The organism is Bacterioplanes sanyensis, from assembly GCF_002237535.1.
Lineage (GTDB): Bacteria > Pseudomonadota > Gammaproteobacteria > Pseudomonadales > Oceanobacteraceae > Bacterioplanes > Bacterioplanes sanyensis_A.
The window spans coordinates 847,703-865,113 of the sequence record NZ_CP022530.1 but is presented as its reverse complement, the minus strand read 5'-3'; the positions used below and the strand labels follow the sequence as shown (position 1 = coordinate 865,113).

At 52.1% G+C, this 17,411-nt stretch carries 13 protein-coding genes; all 13 read left to right on the top strand.

The genetic code is table 11. The annotated features are described in order from the left end of the window. Positions 1-64: 64 nt before the first annotated feature. The 13 genes from rsmG to CHH28_RS03955 all read left to right on the top strand — a co-directional run bounded on the left by rsmG (position 65) and on the right by CHH28_RS03955 (position 17,411). Positions 65-706, top strand: a complete 642-nt coding sequence (gene rsmG, locus CHH28_RS04015; protein WP_094059099.1) for a 16S rRNA (guanine(527)-N(7))-methyltransferase RsmG — start codon at positions 65-67, stop codon at positions 704-706. Between the two features lie 38 nt (positions 707-744). After that, positions 745-1,527, top strand: coding sequence for a ParA family protein (locus tag CHH28_RS04010; protein WP_094061977.1), 783 nt, complete (start codon positions 745-747; stop codon positions 1,525-1,527). 40 nt (positions 1,528-1,567) lie between these two features. Beyond that, positions 1,568-2,485, top strand: coding sequence for a ParB/RepB/Spo0J family partition protein (locus CHH28_RS04005; protein ID WP_094059098.1), 918 nt, complete (start codon positions 1,568-1,570; stop codon positions 2,483-2,485). A gap of 210 nt (positions 2,486-2,695) precedes the next feature. Beyond that, positions 2,696-3,064: an ATP synthase subunit I gene (locus CHH28_RS04000; RefSeq protein WP_094059097.1), complete on the top strand. Its 369-nt coding sequence runs from the start codon at positions 2,696-2,698 to the stop codon at positions 3,062-3,064. Between the two features lie 24 nt (positions 3,065-3,088). Beyond that, positions 3,089-3,952, top strand: a complete 864-nt coding sequence (gene atpB / locus CHH28_RS03995; RefSeq protein WP_094059096.1) for a F0F1 ATP synthase subunit A — start codon at positions 3,089-3,091, stop codon at positions 3,950-3,952. Positions 3,953-4,016: 64 nt separating this feature from the next. Then, a complete protein-coding gene (gene atpE, locus CHH28_RS03990; protein ID WP_094059095.1) occupies positions 4,017-4,244 on the top strand; it encodes a F0F1 ATP synthase subunit C in 228 nt (75 codons plus the stop codon). Between the two features lie 67 nt (positions 4,245-4,311). Beyond that, entirely contained in the window at positions 4,312-4,782 is a 471-nt protein-coding gene (locus CHH28_RS03985; protein ID WP_094059094.1) for a F0F1 ATP synthase subunit B, read from the top strand. Positions 4,783-4,793: 11 nt separating this feature from the next. After that, positions 4,794-5,330 (top strand): F0F1 ATP synthase subunit delta, encoded by a 537-nt coding sequence (locus CHH28_RS03980; RefSeq protein WP_094059093.1) that lies wholly within the window; start codon positions 4,794-4,796, stop codon positions 5,328-5,330. Positions 5,331-5,345: 15 nt separating this feature from the next. Next, complete coding sequence (gene atpA, locus CHH28_RS03975; protein WP_094059092.1) at positions 5,346-6,884, top strand: F0F1 ATP synthase subunit alpha; 1,539 nt, start codon at positions 5,346-5,348, stop codon at positions 6,882-6,884. Between the two features lie 60 nt (positions 6,885-6,944). Next, positions 6,945-7,805, top strand: a complete 861-nt coding sequence (gene atpG / locus CHH28_RS03970) for a F0F1 ATP synthase subunit gamma (RefSeq protein ID WP_094059091.1) — start codon at positions 6,945-6,947, stop codon at positions 7,803-7,805. A gap of 37 nt (positions 7,806-7,842) precedes the next feature. Then, positions 7,843-9,237 carry a F0F1 ATP synthase subunit beta gene (atpD, locus tag CHH28_RS03965; protein ID WP_094059090.1) on the top strand — a complete coding sequence of 465 codons (1,395 nt, stop codon included), beginning with the start codon at positions 7,843-7,845 and terminating at the stop codon, positions 9,235-9,237. A 53-nt stretch (positions 9,238-9,290) separates the two neighbouring features. Next, the gene (locus CHH28_RS03960) at positions 9,291-9,719 is read left to right on the top strand and encodes a F0F1 ATP synthase subunit epsilon (protein ID WP_094059089.1); all 429 of its coding nucleotides are present in this window, start codon (positions 9,291-9,293) and stop codon (positions 9,717-9,719) included. 177 nt (positions 9,720-9,896) lie between these two features. Further along, the gene (locus CHH28_RS03955) at positions 9,897-17,411 is read left to right on the top strand and encodes an Ig-like domain-containing protein (protein ID WP_094059088.1); all 7,515 of its coding nucleotides are present in this window, start codon (positions 9,897-9,899) and stop codon (positions 17,409-17,411) included.

The following is a 17,411-nucleotide window of genomic DNA, read 5'->3' as shown; positions in this document are numbered from 1 at the left end:
CATAGATCACGGGCGTTGCAGGTATGCTAACATTGCCGCTTTTACACCTGCGGAACCCTGCCCGATGGATGCCTTAACCCGGCAACTGCGAGATGGCGCTTTGGCCCTCGATATCGCCTTGACCGACGCCCAGCTGCAACAACTGATGGACTATTTGCAGCTGTTGTTAAAGTGGAATAAAGCCTACAACTTAACCGCCATTCGCGAGCCTGCGGAGATGGTGTCGCTGCATTTGCTCGATAGTTTGGCGGTGCATAAGGCGTTGGGCAGCGCTCAGCGCATTGCCGATGTTGGCACCGGGCCAGGTTTGCCCGGCATTGTGTTGGCGATCATGAATCCGGATCGGGATTTCACTCTGCTGGACAGCAATGGCAAGAAAACGCGTTTCTTGTTCCAGGCCAAAACCAGCCTGAAACTGCCCCACGTGACCATCGTTAACGAGCGCGTGGAAGCCTATCAACCGGCGCAGCCGTTCGATATGATCGTTAGTCGAGCGTTTGCCTCTTTGTACGATATGACACATTGGTGTCAGCATTTATGTGCTCCACAGGGTTACTTCCTGGCCATGAAAGGGCAATATCCTCATCAGGAAATTGCCGATCTTGAGAATCGGTTCGCGGTCGTTGATGCCCAAGCTGTCACCATTCCGGGTGTTGAGGCCGAACGTCACTTGCTGCAGTTACGGCCAACTGAGGGTGTTAATTAATGCACCCGAATGAAGCCGACAACCACGGGATATCGAGTGTGAGTAAGATACTGGCCATCACCAATCAAAAGGGCGGTGTGGGTAAAACCACCACCGCGGTGAACCTCAGTGCCTCGCTGGCGGCGACCAAAAAGCGCGCACTGCTGGTGGATATGGATCCACAAGGCAACGCCACCATGGGCGCTGGCGTCGATAAACACGAACTGGAATTGTCACTTTATGATGTGCTCACGGGCGGCTGTCGTACGGCCGCGGCCATAGTGCACTCTGAGGCGGCCGGCTTTGATGTGTTGCCAGCCAATGCTGACTTAACCGCCGCCGAAGTTGAACTGATGGACATGAGCAGGCGCGAAAGTCGCTTGCGCGAAGCGCTGGCGGAAGTGCGTCCAGATTACGACTTCATCATCATCGACTGCCCACCTTCTTTGAACATGCTAACGCTGAACGCTCTGGTCGCGGCTCACGGCGCTGTGATTCCGATGCAGTGCGAGTACTACGCACTGGAGGGGTTGAGCGCGCTGCTGCAAACCATTGAATCGCTCAAGGCGTCGGCCAATCCGAACCTCGAGATTGAAGGGTTGCTGCGTACCATGTACGACCCGCGCAACAGCCTGACTGTCGATGTTTCCAATCAGTTAATAGAGCACTTTGGCGACCGCGTGTACGACACCGTCATTCCGCGCAACGTGCGGCTGGCGGAAGCGCCAAGCCACGGTGTACCTGCGCTGGTGTACGACAAATCGTCACGCGGTGCCGTCGCTTACCTGGCGTTAGCGGGCGAGCTGAGTCGTCGGGCCAAGCAAGCGGCGGAAACGGCCTAAACGGTCATCGCTGATACAGACAAACGAAGATTACACACTCATGGTAAAGAAAAAACGCGGCCTTGGACGTGGCCTGGACGCCTTGATGGCGGGAAGTAAAGCGGCAACGGAAGCGGACATCAGCGCTGAGCAAGTGGCCGCTGCGCCGCAAATCGAAGAAGACGAAGCTCTAACCGACGGCACCTTAAGGCGCCTACCGGTGGAGTGGATTCAACCAGGCCAGTATCAACCGCGGCGCGATATGCATCCCGAAGCGTTGGAAGAGCTGGCCGCCTCGATCAAAGCTCAGGGGTTGATGCAGCCAGTCGTCGTGCGTCCGCTGCCGGGTGCAACGCAACGCTTTGAGCTGATTGCCGGTGAACGTCGCTGGCGTGCTTGTCAGTTGGCTGGGTTGGACACTTTGCCGGCGCTGATTCGTCTGGTTTCTGATGAAACCACCATCGCCATGGCGCTGATCGAGAACATTCAGCGTGAAGACTTAAACCCCATGGAAGAAGCCAACGCGCTGAAACGCTTGCAGCAGGAGTTTGACCTGACGCAGCTGGAAGTGGCGGAAGCGGTGGGTAAAAATCGCGCCACCGTGGCCAATTTGCTGCGCCTGACAAATCTTAACGATGACGTGAAACGCTTGCTCGAGCACGGCGATATCGACATGGGCCACGCGCGTGCTTTGTTGGCACTGGAAGGCGGTCAGCAAAGCGAAGCAGCAGCTCAAGTGGTGGCTAAAGCCCTTAACGTTCGCCAGACCGAAGCGCTGGTACGCCAGCTGCAGCAGACGCCGACTGAAAGCACAGCGAAAAACAGCCCCGATCCAGACATCAAGCGCCTTGAGCAGGTGTTGGGTGATCGCTTAGGTGCCCAAGTGGCCATCCAACATGGCAATAAAGGAAAGGGTAAATTGGTGATCAACTACACCAGCCTGGACGAGTTGGAAGGCATTTTGAGCCACATCCAGTAACTGACATTTCTGCGGCCCCTCTGGGCCGTTTTGCCTTGCGATTGTTGCCCTGCAGCGAACGCACCTTCTGCAGCAGCGGTATTGTTCCCATGCGACCAAATACTTAGCGGTCCCGTCCGGTTTCTGTTGATGCTCGTAGGTACAGCCCATATAATCACGGCGCCCTGAAACTAGGGCTGCGCATAAATCGATCTAATTGGGGTGCTGTGAGTGTCATCCATACCGCGCCCGCCGGCTTATAAAATCGTCTTGATTCAGCTGGTTGTTACACTGATCGTCGCGCTACTGGCCTGGTTGCACAGCGACGTGGCCGCCGGATCGGCATTGTTGGGAGGTTTGCTGTGTGCACTGCCCAATGCCTACTTTATCTGGCGCGTCTTCCGCTTCACCGGTGCCCGCTCGACACCTCGCATCGTACAGTCGTTGTACCGCGGGGAAGCATGGAAATTTTTGCTGACGGCCATGGGTTTTGCCGTCGTCTTTATCCATGTTGAGCCATTGAATTATCTCGCACTGTTTGCAGGCTATCTGACAGTGCAGCTGGGACACGTGTTCTCAGCCGGATTAAAGAATTTTTAAAACCTTTGGAATCGAGAGTGAACAATGGCTGAAAACTCCCAAGAGTATATTGCTCATCACTTAACCAATTTGACGTACGGCAAGCTGCCCGCTGGCTACGTTCGTACCGCCAAAGACGGTACTCAAACTGAGTTGACCGCAGACACCTGGACTGTCGCTTTGAGCGGCCAGGAAGCCAAAGACATGGGCTTTATGGCCTTTCATTTGGACTCCATCGGCTGGTCGGTAGCGATGGGTTTGCTGTTCGCCTTTATCTTTGGCAAAGCAGCAAAAATGGCCACTTCTGGTGTGCCAGGTAAAATGCAAAATGCTGTTGAAAGCGTTGTCGAGTTTGTTGATAACACGGTTAAAGAAACCTTCCATGGCCGCAGCCCGTTGATTGCGCCGCTAGCGCTGACGATTTTCGTCTGGGTATTCCTGATGAACTCCCTCAAGTGGCTGCCGGTTGATCTGATTCCGAGCATTGCCAGTGCATTGGGTCTGCCCTACTTCAAGATCGTGCCAACGGCCGATCCGAATGGTACTTTTGGCTTGTCTATCGGCGTGTTCCTGCTGATTATCTTCTACAGCATTAAGATTAAAGGTGCTGGTGGCTTTGCCAAAGAGCTGTCGCTGACGCCGTTCAACCATCCCATTGCCATTCCGTTCAACCTGTTCCTAGAACTTCTGGGACTGCTGACTAAGCCGGTGTCATTGGCTCTGCGTCTGTTCGGTAACATGTACGCAGGTGAGGTGGTATTTATTTTGATCGCGCTGCTGCCGTTCTACTTGCAGTGGGTGCTGAACGTGCCTTGGGCGATCTTCCATATTCTGGTGATTCCGTTGCAGGCTTTCATCTTCATGGTTCTGACGATTGTATATCTGAGTCAGGCTCACGAAGATCACTAAGGCGGAATGGTCGGACTGCTTTAAACCCTTGATTAAACACTTAACTAACCTTTAGGAGTCTCACATGGAACTCGTATATATCGCTGCTGCAATCATGATCGGTCTGGGTGCCCTGGGTACTGGTATCGGCTTCGCACTGCTGGGTGGCAAGTTGCTGGAAAGCACGGCTCGTCAGCCTGAGTTGGCACCTATGCTGCAAACCAAAACCTTCCTGATGGCGGGTCTGTTGGACGCCGTGCCTATGATCGGTCTTGGTATCGCGATGTACCTGATTTTCGTTGTTGCTGGTTAAGGCGAACGCGATCTTTGATCGTGTTCCCGTTACCACACCCCAACGAATTCGTAAGAGGTAAATCGCCGTGAACATGAATCTGACCATCCTTGGTCAATTGATTGCCTTCGCGATTTTTGTCTGGTTTTGCATGAAGTACGTATGGCCGCCACTGACGGCGGCTATGCGTGAGCGCCAGGCGAAAATCGCCGAAGGTCTGGACGCAGCCAACCGTGCTGCGCGTGACCTTGAACTGGCCCAATCTCGTGCCGCAGAGCAGTTGCGTGAAAGTAAGCAGCAAGCTGCTGAAATCATCGAGCAGGCTAACAAGCGTGCAAGCCAGATCATTGACGAGGCGAAAGAACAGTCACGTCAGGAAGGCGAGCGTCTGGTCGCTGCTGCGCAGGCTGAAATCGAGCATGAAATTAATCGTGCCCGTGAAGAGCTGCGTAAGCAGGTCTCAGAATTGGCCACCACTGGTGCCGCTAAAATCCTCGGTCAGTCTGTTGATGCAGCGGCGCACCAGCGTCTGTTGGATCAACTGGCCGAAGAGCTATAAGCGAGGTTGCCATGGCTGAATTAACAACACTCGCTCGGCCATACGCCAAGGCGGTGTTTGCGCAGGCCCAGGACAGCAATACGCTGGATGCCTGGAGTCAACAGCTGTCGCTGTTGGCTGCCTGCTCGCAGAACGCCGACCTGGCCGTCGTGCTGACTCATCCGTCACTGACCATCGAACAACAGGGCCAAGCTCTGATCGATGTGTGTGGCGATGAGCTGAACGATGCCGCAAAAAATCTGGTAGCCGCTCTGGCTGAAAACAAGCGTTTGACGCTGATACCTGAAATCGCCGCTCTGTACGAAGAGTTGAAGGCACAACTACAGAACACCGTAGATGTGGTCGTTACTTCAGCTCAGGCGCTGAGCTCTGCACAAGCCGATACGCTGGCGCAAGCACTGAAGAAGCGTTTGCAGTGCGAAGTACGACTGACCAGCGAAGTCGATGAATCACTCATCGGCGGTGCCATCATCCGTGCAGGCGATCTGGTAATCGACGGCTCTGTCACTGGCAAGCTGTCGAAGTTAGCCGAAGCGATGAAATCCTAGTTTGAGGGACGATGCATGCAGCAACTGAATCCATCCGAGATCAGTGAAGTCATCAAAAAACGCATCGAAAGTCTCGATGTGACTTCACAAGCCCAGAACGAGGGCACCGTCGTATCTGTTTCCGACGGTATCGTTCGTATCCATGGTCTTGCCGACGCTATGTACGGTGAGATGATTGAATTTGAAGGCGGTGTTTTCGGCCTGGCCATGAACCTGGAACGCGACTCTGTTGGCGCGGTAGTCCTGGGTGACTACAAAGGTCTGGCAGAAGGTCAAACCGCTAAGTGTACTGGCCGCATTCTGGAAGTACCGACTGGCGAAGCTTTGCTGGGTCGTGTCGTTGATGCGCTGGGTAACCCAATTGATGGCAAAGGCCCTCTGGACACCAACACGTCAGCTCCGGTTGAACGCGTTGCACCAGGCGTTATTGCTCGTCAGGGCGTAGACCAGCCATTGCAGACTGGTTACAAGGCCGTTGACTCCATGGTGCCGATCGGCCGTGGCCAGCGTGAGCTGATCATTGGTGACCGTCAGACTGGTAAGTCAGCGATGGCGATCGACGCCATTATCAACCAGAAAGGCACTGGCGTTAAGTGTATCTACGTGGCCATCGGCCAGAAGCAATCTTCGATTGCTAACGTAGTGCGCAAGCTGGAAGAGCACGGTGCTCTGGAACACACCATCATCGTCGCTGCCGGTGCAGCGGATCCTGCAGCAATGCAGTTCCTGGCCCCTTACAGTGGCTGTGCGATGGGTGAATACTTCCTCGACCGTGGCGAAGACGCACTGATCGTCTATGACGATTTGACCAAGCAAGCTTGGGCATACCGTCAGATCTCACTGCTGTTGAAGCGTCCTCCAGGTCGTGAAGCTTACCCGGGTGACGTTTTCTACTTGCACTCACGTCTGCTGGAGCGCGCATGTCGCGTGAACCCAGACTACGTCAAGCAAGTCAGCGGTGTGGAAGGCAAAACTGGCTCACTGACGGCACTGCCGATCATTGAAACCCAGGGCGGTGACGTATCTGCGTTCGTACCGACCAACGTGATCTCGATCACCGACGGTCAGATCTTCCTGGAAACCAACCTGTTCAACTCAGGCGTACGCCCTGCGATGAACGCCGGTATTTCGGTTTCTCGTGTTGGTGGTGCAGCGCAAACCAAGATCATCAAAAAGTTGGGCGGTGGTATTCGTCTGGCTCTGGCTCAGTACCGTGAACTGGCGGCGTTCGCACAGTTTGCTTCTGACCTGGATGATGCGACTCGCGCCCAGTTGGAGCACGGCCGTGCAGTGACCGAGCTGATGAAGCAAGGTCAGTACGCACCGATGTCGACTGCCGAAATGGGTCTGTCGATTTTTGCTGCCAACGAAGGCTTCCTGAACGACGTTGAAGTGGACAAGATTCAGGCATTCGAAGCCGCTCTGCTCGCTTACGCCAACAGCGAATACGCTGCATTGATGGCGAAGATTAACGAGAAGGGTGACTTCAATGATGATATCGCCGCTGGCCTGAAAGAGTGTATTGAGAAGTTCAAAAGCACTCAGGCTTGGTAAGTCCGGCGCTGGCGGTGTGAGCCGCCAGCTGGCTTAACTCAACTGAAGGCAGCTTAAATTATGGCAGTCGGAAAAGAGATTAAAGAGCAGATATCGAGCGTACAAAGCACGCAGAAAATTACTTCAGCGATGGAAAAAGTCGCCGTAAGTAAGATGCGTCGCGCTCAGCTGCGCATGCAAGAGAGCCGGCCTTATGCGGATAAGATCCGTCAGGTAGCCAGCCATCTTGCCATTGCCAACAGCGAGTATCGTCACCGATATCTGGAAGAACGCGACATTAAGCGCGTTGGTTTTATCGTGGTTTCTTCCGACCGTGGTCTGTGTGGTGGTTTGAACAACAACTTGTTCAAGCGCCTGGCACAACAAAGCAAAGAATGGAAAGACAAAGGGGTTGAAGTCGACTATTGCGCCGTCGGTGCAAAGGCGAACCTGTTTTTCTCTAGCTTTGGCGGTAACGTGCTGGCGTCGACTACTCACATGGGCGACGCGCCGGAACTGGCCAGCCTGATTGGCTCGGTCAAGGTCATGCTGGATGCGTATGACGAAGGTAAGATTGATCGCCTGTTTATCATGCACAATCACTTCGTCAACACCATGACGCAGCAGCCACAAACCGTACAACTGCTGCCACTTGAGGCAGACGAAAGCGATAACAGAACCCATTCCTGGGATTACCTGTATGAGCCTGATGCGGCTTCCATCATTGATGGTCTGTTGCTGCGCTACATCGAATCACAGGTGTATCAGGGTGTTGTAGAGAACAATGCCTGTGAGCAGGCTGCACGTATGCTGGCGATGAAAAACGCCACCGATAACGCGGGCAGCATGATCGATGAGCTGAACTTGCTGTACAACAAAGCACGTCAGGCAGCTATTACCCAGGAAATTTCTGAAATCGTTGGCGGTGCCGCGGCGGTATAGCCCGGCAGCAAAGTATTTAGGTTAAGAGGAACCGTATATGAGCGGACGTATCGTACAGATCATCGGTGCCGTGATCGACGTGGAATTTCCACGCGACAACGTGCCTAAGGTCTACGACGCCCTGACCGTGGATGGTACTGAAACCACGCTTGAAGTGCAGCAGCAGCTGGGCGACGGCGTGGTTCGTACCATTGCGATGGGCTCGACAGAAGGTCTGAAGCGTGGCCTGCCTGTCACTAACACCAATGCACCTATCCAGGTACCTGTGGGTATTGAAACCCTCGGTCGTATCATGGATGTACTGGGTCGTCCTATCGACGAGTGTGGCGACATTGGTGAGCAGGAGCGTGCTTCTATTCACCGTCAGGCGCCAAGCTTCGACGAGCAAGCCAACAGCACTGAGCTGCTGGAAACCGGTATTAAAGTAATCGACCTGATCTGCCCATTCGCTAAGGGTGGTAAGGTTGGTCTGTTCGGTGGTGCCGGTGTTGGTAAAACCGTAAACATGATGGAGCTGATCAACAACATCGCTAAGGCACACTCAGGTTTGTCTGTATTCGCGGGTGTTGGTGAGCGTACTCGTGAAGGTAACGACTTCTACTACGAGATGGCAGAATCCGGCGTTGTTGACCTGGAAAACAAGCCTAACTCTAAAGTAGCAATGGTTTACGGCCAGATGAACGAACCCCCAGGCAACCGTCTGCGTGTGGCTCTGACTGGTCTGACCATGGCTGAGAAGTTCCGTGACGAAGGTAAAGACGTACTGTTGTTCGTTGACAACATTTACCGTTACACCCTGGCGGGAACCGAGGTTTCTGCACTGTTGGGTCGTATGCCTTCAGCGGTAGGTTATCAGCCAACGCTGGCTGAAGAAATGGGTGTTCTGCAAGAGCGTATTACCTCGACGAAAACTGGCTCGATTACCTCGATCCAGGCGGTATACGTACCTGCGGATGACTTGACTGACCCATCGCCAGCGACCACCTTCGCGCACTTGGACTCGACTGTTGTACTGTCTCGTGACATCGCTGCTAAGGGTATTTACCCAGCGATTGACCCACTGGACTCTACTTCACGTCAGCTGGATCCTCTGGTGATCGGTAACGAACACTATGATTGTGCTCGTGGTGTACAGGGTGTTCTGCAGCGCTATAAAGAGCTGAAAGACATCATTGCGATTCTGGGTATGGACGAGCTGTCTGACGAAGACAAGCAGCTGGTAGCCCGTGCCCGTAAGATCGAGCGTTTCCTGTCTCAGCCATTCCACGTGGCCGAGGTATTTACCGGTGCACCTGGTAAATACGTTTCTCTGAAAGAAACCATTCGTGGTTTCCAAGGCATTCTGAACGGTGACTACGACGCACTGCCTGAGCAGGCGTTCTACATGTGTGGCACCATCGACGAAGCCATCGAGAAAGCGGAAAAGCTGTAACTGGTTGAGGTCAGCGCAGCCGCGCTGACCGCACCGCAACAGAGGAAACGACTATGGCAATGACAGTCCACTGCGATATTGTCAGCGCGGAAGAAAGCCTGTTTGCAGGCTTGGTTGAGCGTGTGGTTGCCACAGGTGAGATGGGTGAGCTGGGTATTGAACCCGGTCATGCTCCCCTGCTGACACCGCTGAAGCCAGGTCCGATCCGTATCGTTAAGCAAGGTGGCGGCGAAGAGATCGTATATCTCTCCGGCGGTTACTTGGAAGTTCAGCCACATATCGTCACGGTATTGGCCGACACTGCGGTACGGGCAGACAATCTGGATGAAGCGGCGGCTCTGGAAGCGAAGAAGCACGCCGAACAGGCACTGGAAAATCAAGGCGCAGATTTCGATTATTCGCGTGCATTGACCCAGCTGGCCGAAGCGGCGGCGCAACTGCGCACCATTCAGCAGATCCGCGAAAAACTGGGCAAGCGTTAAGTTTGTCGCAGTTAAAAAACCCGCACTGTCGCCAGCGCGGGTTTTTTTATGCTCCTTTGGAGCCCCCGAAATAACGACTGCTAGGGATAGCATGGGGCCAGCGCCCCGGTGTGAGTCAGGCATGCTGCAGGCAGGCCATAGCAGTTACCCATTTAGGTCTCTGCATGGAAACCGCATATGACTGATGAAACGCCGATGGAAACCTCCCAGGCAGAACAAGATACCACTCCTTCTCGTCGCAGCTTGGTTAACATCGCTGTCGCCTTATTGTTATTGTGCGCCGTCGCTGTACTGGGTTATCAATACAGCATCACGCAAACTCTGAAAGCCGTTACGCAGACCACAGAGATCGACCCCGAAGGTGGCGAAATTGTTGTTACCTATCGCTTTGCTGTTAGCCAGCCACAGTTTGATCCTGATTACACGCAACTACTCAATGCCAACGGTGAGGCCGTAGAGGCCCGGTTTGCCAGCTGGCTGGAAGAGGACGGCATTAAAGAAGTGATTCGGTTTAAACGCCCGACGCCGTTTAACCAAACATTGACCTTAAACAGTGCCTTGCCGCCAGCAGAGCAACAGCTCTGGCATTATCTCGGTGTCGCGCCGTTGCCGCGCTCGCTGTCTTTTAACACCATTGTCGAACAAGTGTCACTGAACGACTTACTGCCGACGACGCGTAGCCAGCATGCTCCAGAAGCACTGAACAATCAGATCGCCATTGTTTTTAATGGCCATGTGGGCACCAAGTTTCGCAAACGCGTTAAGTTGCAACCGCAAGAACTCCCCTTTATTAGCCTGACGCCTGAACCAACAGGGTATTACCAGTGGTCAGATAACCAGACACTGACGTTTAATTTCACCGCCGAAAAACCACGTTTTGACACCACTTATCGCTTTGATATCGAGCCCGACAAACTGATTAATGCGGATTTTCAGGTGTGGAGTGGTGACACCAGCTTGGCGCTGACAACAACGTCGAACGATGTGTATGTGAGTGATGTTTCTTTTGAAAACGGGATTAATTGGAATACCCCCATCACCTTCGAGTTTTCAGGCAATATGGTGGGGGTCTTTGATCTAAATAAAGACAAATCCAACGCCGTGATGCCGGTTAAAATGACACCGCAAGTCGATGGCCGCTGGCGTTGGATTAACGCCAAAACCGTGCGTTTCACACCCAGCGAGCAGGGCTGGCCGGTACGTAGCGAAATTGAGGTGACGTTTCTACCCGAGGTCAACCGTGAAAGCGACCGCAACTGGACCAATAACCGCGATTTAAACACCAGTCGCTTTGTGGTCAGGCCGCGAACGCAATCGATCCATAACGTCAGTTTGCGCGGCGAAAACGTCGATCCAGAAGCTGTGTTGGATTTGAAATTCTCGCGCCCATTGGTGCCACAAGGGTTGGTCGGTACCAAAATCGATCTAGACGCCAACGCCCCCATTGTGATTACACCGGCCATCGACGGTCAATATCATTGGAAAAGCACCGATGAGCTGCGTTTTGAACCGGCGACCCCTTGGTCTGAGCTGACCGAATATCAGGTATCACTAAGCCCGGGGTTTAATCCGGACCCAAGGTTCGAGTGGAAGGGAACCACCACACTGAATTTCACCACGGCAGAAAATGTGATTCGTCCGGTGTTCTACCGCATACCCGGTGTTGCACCATCCGGCACAGAATTTTTTGGCAACAAAGCTCAGTACGCCTTAACAGACACAGTGCATGCTGAGGAGTCCATCTGGTTGGAGTTTAATCGACCATTTGGTAAGCACTACAGCCAAGACGGTGTCGCCAGTGGCATTCAGTTTAAACCAGCCATCGAAGGTAAATTCGTATGGCTCTCTGACTACTTATTAAGTTTTACTCCGGCGAAAGGCTGGCAGCCAGAAACACGCTATGAAGTTTCACTGACCAAGGAACTGCTCTATTTTCACCAGCAGCATTATGCAAAAGGCAGTGAAAAAGCCACCTTTACAGTGCCTAAAGATACCATCAATGTGCAGGTCAAGCCGAAATACCAGCCGGATGAAATCATACAGCTGGTATTTAATAAGTCATTAAAACTTGATGTCAAAGTAGGTCGCAGCTATTCATCGAGCAAGGTGGTCGCTGAGCTATTACCGCTGCAATGGAATATGGAGCGTGACTATCAGTTTGAGTGGAAAACGGCGTCGCTACTGGAGCTAACTCCCAAAACGTATTGGCCGCCTGAAAAAGAGGTGACACTGACCCTGTCGGATGAGCTGCTGCCGCGTGAGCACAGTCATTGGGATCAGCAAGACTACAAAATAGCCACCACAAAAAATCGAGTTGCACTTAGATTTGTTAGGCCGGCGGGTAAGATCCAGCGTAATACGGATCTTGAAGTCACTTTTGATAAAAACATTCGACCCGCTGATCTAGCCATTGGCGATAAAGACACTTCCGGTTTGGTTCAAGTCACTCCCGCCATCACTGGAGATTGGCGCTGGACTGCAGACAATCGGCTGACGCTTCAGCCCAGTGAACCCTTGGCTCCGTCAACTGACTACAGCGTGACGGTCTCGCCTGCGAAAATTGCCAGTGCTGAATTTACTTGGAATGACCTGGATGAAGACGGCGTTCCACGTGTCGAAACTCGTCGTTTTCATACCCCATATCAGCGAGTGAAAGAATCCCAGGCCAGCTTTGAATTTGATGACGAAAACCCGCTGAAACAGCGCTTTTTGATCGATATCGAACTGAGTGAATGGACGACATTTGATGAGGTCGAGAAGCGCTTTACCTTGTGGACTAACAATGTGGTCGACGGCAAAACAGTGGAAGTGCCCTTGATCTATAACATCACCACAGAGCAGCCCAAAAACAAGGTCAAGAATTTCCGTGTTATTAGTGATTTTGTCGATCGCCCCAATGAAAATCGACGGGTGTATTATCAGATTGACAAAGGTGTACCAGCCGTTGGCGGCAATGCCACGATGTACAATAACTACGCCAGTAATTTCCTACAGGAAAAGCCGCGCTTCATCGACATTCGATCAATTTATTATCGCCATCAAAACAATCGCTTTAATGCCCGTTTACGCCTCAATGCACCGATTGAACCTGAGAAGCTTAAACGCTTTTTAACGGTTGCAGAGGCTGGCTCCGGCACGGAACTGGACTATCACCTATCTGTGGATTCATCCTCGTCTTCCTCAGGTAGTTTTTATTATCTGGTCGAAGCGGATTTTCAACCGGATACGCGCTACAGCTATACCATCAAGGAAGGGTTATTAGCGGCAGATGGTGCATTGACGAACAAGTTGGTGAAGGACATCGCCAAGACTGACAATCTGGAACGCATTGTCGAATTTGCTCATAAAGGCAATATTTTGCCTCGTTATGATTCTGAAAACATTCGCATTAAGACCACCAATGCCAATCGCTTTCAGTTGTCGGTCGATCAGATATATGCATCGAACATACGTGAGTACTTGAATAACGGCCTGAGCAACAGGGGTGGTTTAGGCAGTACGGGCAAAGAAATATTCCGTAAAAGTTATTCCGTTAAGAAAATTCATAGCGATGATGTACACAATAAAGAGCTCATTACCGAGGTTGATCTGGCCGAGCTCTTTAGCAAAAACCGCAAGGGGCTATACCGGCTGCAATTATTGGATGCTAACAAAACCAGTAGCCGGTGGTTTTTATCATCGGACATTGCTTTGGTAGCACGGCGAACCGGCCAGCATGTATATGCGTGGGCACTGTCGCTCAACACAGCAAAGCCATTGGCTGGAGTGCAGGTTGAGTTGGTGGACAGCTGGAACCAAAGCGTTTCTTCGGGCAAGACCGATGCCAGCGGCTTTGTTCGTTTAAAAAACTCTGACCCCAATAATAGCCATGTGTTGTTAGCGAATCGCGGCGATGAAGTGTCCTTCTTAGATTTGCGTAGCCAGCAGGAAAGCTTCACTGGCTATGATGTTCAAGGGGTGATGAGCAGCCAAGATGCATCCTTACTGCAAGCCTATATCTATGGTGAACGCGGTGTGTATCGGCCGGGTGATAAAGTACATACCATCGCCGTGGTTCGTGACCAAGACGGTGCCTTGCCAAATAAAGCGGTGGTGGTGGCCAAGTTGAAAGATCCGACTGGCACGGAACGCTACAGCGAGCGCTTCACGGTCGACAATACCGGAGTAGTGGTGCTCGATTACGATATGCCAGTCGACGCGCGCACGGGTAATTGGCAAGCAGAGCTGTACTGGCGTCAGCAAAATATTGGCACCAGAAAGTTCAAGGTTGAGGAGTTTATTCCCAACAAAATAAAAGTAGAACTGGATACCGCCAGCGCCAGAGCTTTGCCGGGTAAAACCTTTAAGTTTGATGTACAGGCAAATAACTTGTTTGGTCCCCCCTCGGCTGGGCGCAAGGTCAATGCCAACATCAGTTTAAGGCCAGCCTATTTTAAACCCAAAGGCTTTGAGCGCTACACGTTTGGTCATGATGATCATCGCTTCCAGCAGCTAGATAGCGACCTTCTAGAAACACGCTTAGATGATAAAGGTCACTATCAGTACGAGTATTCGGTACCTGAAAATATCGACTCTCCGATCGGCTTGAACCTGCACTACAGTGCCACGGTAATCGACGACAGCGGCCGAGGTGTATCGCAGTACGCTAAGATCCCGGTGCAGTTATTTGAGCAATACGTTGGTATTCAGAAACTAACGGATAAAACCGCCGAAATTGGTGAGCTGGTGACCTTTGAAACCGTCAACGTTACCGCTGCTGGTGAAGCAGTAGCGAGTGATGAACGCGCGCTGCGCTATGAGGTTTATCGCAAACGCAAGGTCACCCACTTTCGCAAAAATGAACGAGGTTACTATCGCTATGTGACTGAAAAAGTTGATGTTCCGCTCATCAAGCAAGACTCGAGCGAGCAAAAGTTCAGTTATCGAACGGAGTTTTCTGGGGAGCATTACTTGCAAGTCACCGACCTTAACGGTGGGCAAGTCAGTCGCCATTATTTTAATGTCAGTGGCCCGCGCTCCAATGTCAGCTTAGTAGAAGCTCCGGACAAGATCATGATGCGGGCTCGTACTAAGCAAGCGTTACGTGGTGAAACCATCGAAGTTGATATTCAAGCTCCCTTTGCCGGGCGATTGATGCTGTTTGCCGAACGCGATGATGTGATGTGGTCCAAAACCATTGAAATGTCGGCATCAACGATGCGGGTCAGCATACCGGTGAAGGCGGACTATTTCCCGAACTTCTATTTAAGTGCCATGGTGGTGAAGCCCGCATCACAGGGCAGTAAAGATCAGCCTGTCTATGCCAAAGGCTTGCTCAATATTAATGTGCAGGACCCTAAACGGCGTCCACAATTAACCATCGATGCACCCGCTAAAGTATCGCCTAACGGCAAGCTGGTCGTGAAGGTGGCGACCGATCGCCTGGATAACGGCCCGATGTACTTTACGCTGGCCGCCGTTGACGAAGGCATTCTGGATCTTACGCGTTTTAAGACGCCGGATATGACGGCTGCTTTTGCGCGCAAACAGCGGTTAGACGTTTCGCATTACAGCATATACCCATGGGTGGTACCGTTTGAGGATGAAATACTGGCGTCCATCTCGCCCTCCGGTAGTGCGCCAGCACGTGCCTTGATTAAGAAAAAACGAGTGAATCCGGAAGCGGCCGCGCGAGTGAAAAGCGTGGCACTTTGGTCTGGTCTGCAAAAATTTGATGCTGATGGCACAGCAACAGTGAGCTTCGATGTACCTGAATTTGATGGCAGCCTGCGCTTGATGTTGGTCAGCTTCGGCGACCAGCGCTTTAGCTCTACCGAGCAGCGAGTGGTGGTTAGAGATGACTTGGTATTAAAACCATCATTGCCACGTTTTATGGCCAATGGCGATCACTTCGAACTGCCATTTACCCTGTTTAATAGCACGGATAATACCGGTGATATTCAGGTCTCCATAGAACACGATGAAAAGGTCGATTTGCTGGGCAATGAGCGCATCAATGTGCGTTTACCAGCTGCTGGAGAAACCACTGGGTCGTTTTCATTTAATGTCGGCGATGTGCTTGGTGTGAGTCACTTTACCTTGCGCGCAACCGGCTTGGGTGAAGAAACGGTGAAACGTATCAGCGTGCCGGTGCGCTCGGCTGGCAATTATATTAGCTTGTCTAATACAGGGTTGGTCGATCGTGCGACACCGCATACGGTAGAAATTCCGCAGGTATTCAGGCCCGGCACTGAAGTGCAAGCGCTGCGCGTGGCGCCTGCCGGACTGCTGGAGTACAAGGGCAGTTTGAAATATTTGCTTCAATATCCACACGGTTGCCTTGAGCAAACAACGTCTAAGCTATTCCCGTTGCTGTATTTCGAAGAATTTGCCAAAAATGCAGACTTCTATGAATTCCGCTCGAATACACCGCGCCATTATTTGCGCCAAGGTATTAATAGAATCGAGCGCATGCAATTGGAAAATGGCTACTTTTCGTATTGGTCTGGCTCTCACAACATCAATAACTATGCCTTTTTATACGCTGCACATTTCCTGGCCGAGGCCCGTAATAAGGGACTTGAGGTCAATGCAACGGTGTGGAATAAAATGCAACGCCGCCTGAGCCAAGACGTGCTGAATAAGTTTGATGCCCAGGCCGGTTATTCAGGTCGCTATCGCTTAAGCCATCAAGTGTACGCACTGTACGTGTTAGCACTGGCTGGCAACGCCAATATTTCAGAAATGAATGCATTGCTGCAGCATCATAAACGCAAGCTAAAGCCGCACGACCGTGCACGCTTAGCCGCTGCCTTTATGCTGGCCGGCCGGCAGTCGACCGCCAATGAGTTGGTGGCAGACATTACCAGCATTGGCGAATACGATGACCCTTATCGTGAAACCAGCGGCACCTTTGCCTCGAATAGCCGTGATTTGGCGGTGCTGCTGGATGCCTTAATTGAGGTTCAACCAAATGCCGATGTGGTGCCCTTGGTGGTCGATAAACTGTCGTCTCAGCGTTACCGTGGTCGCTGGCGCTCGACGCAAGACAATGCGTTGGCATTGATGGCATTGGGCAAAGCCGTTACCAAGGCATCGAAAATTCAAAAAGGCGATGTCATCGTAACTTTGCCGAGCGGCGAGAAGGTTGTGAATAGATCCGTGGATTTGTCCACGGTGGACCTATTGGCTGGCAATGTACGCATTGAAACCACAGGTGAAGCGGAGGCCAATTATTATTGGCAAGCCGACGGTATTTCTGCCTCCAGTAATAGCGGCAGCGAAGATCATGGGCTACGTGTTCGACGCCAATACCTGAACACTGAGCAACAAAAAGTGGATCTTAACAACATTCGCCAGGGTGAGCTGGTCATCGTACAGCTGAGCCTGTCTTCGACTGCGGGCACTGTGCATAACGTTGCCGTAACCGATCTATTGCCGATGGGATTGGAGATTGAAAACGCCAGGTTGAGTACGTCTGCGGACATTCCTTGGCTCAGTTCAACGGCAGAGCCGGACCACACAGATATTCGTGACGATCGTATGAACTTATATATGACGTTAAACGAAAAAGAGGTGGTGTATTACTACACCACACGTGCGGTCACTGTCGGCAACTTTGCTATTCCTGCCGTGCGAGCGGAAGCCATGTATGACGAAGATAAATATTCCTTGTCTGGCCAAAGCTCGATGAAAGTCTTGCCCATGCAATAA

Excerpts from the sequence above, each read along its gene's own strand:
- CHH28_RS03960 (WP_094059089.1), top strand. The coding sequence starts at position 9,291 with ATGGCAATGACAGTCCACTGCGATATTGTCAGCGCGGAAGAAAGCCTG.
- CHH28_RS03980 (WP_094059093.1), top strand. The coding sequence starts at position 4,794 with ATGGCTGAATTAACAACACTCGCTCGGCCATACGCCAAGGCGGTGTTT.
- atpE (WP_094059095.1), top strand. The coding sequence starts at position 4,017 with ATGGAACTCGTATATATCGCTGCTGCAATCATGATCGGTCTGGGTGCC.
- atpD (WP_094059090.1), top strand. The coding sequence starts at position 7,843 with ATGAGCGGACGTATCGTACAGATCATCGGTGCCGTGATCGACGTGGAA.
- CHH28_RS04005 (WP_094059098.1), top strand. The coding sequence starts at position 1,568 with ATGGTAAAGAAAAAACGCGGCCTTGGACGTGGCCTGGACGCCTTGATG.
- atpA (WP_094059092.1), top strand. The coding sequence starts at position 5,346 with ATGCAGCAACTGAATCCATCCGAGATCAGTGAAGTCATCAAAAAACGC.
- CHH28_RS03955 (WP_094059088.1), top strand. The coding sequence starts at position 9,897 with ATGACTGATGAAACGCCGATGGAAACCTCCCAGGCAGAACAAGATACC.
- atpB (WP_094059096.1), top strand. The coding sequence starts at position 3,089 with ATGGCTGAAAACTCCCAAGAGTATATTGCTCATCACTTAACCAATTTG.
- atpG (WP_094059091.1), top strand. The coding sequence starts at position 6,945 with ATGGCAGTCGGAAAAGAGATTAAAGAGCAGATATCGAGCGTACAAAGC.
- rsmG (WP_094059099.1), top strand. The coding sequence starts at position 65 with ATGGATGCCTTAACCCGGCAACTGCGAGATGGCGCTTTGGCCCTCGAT.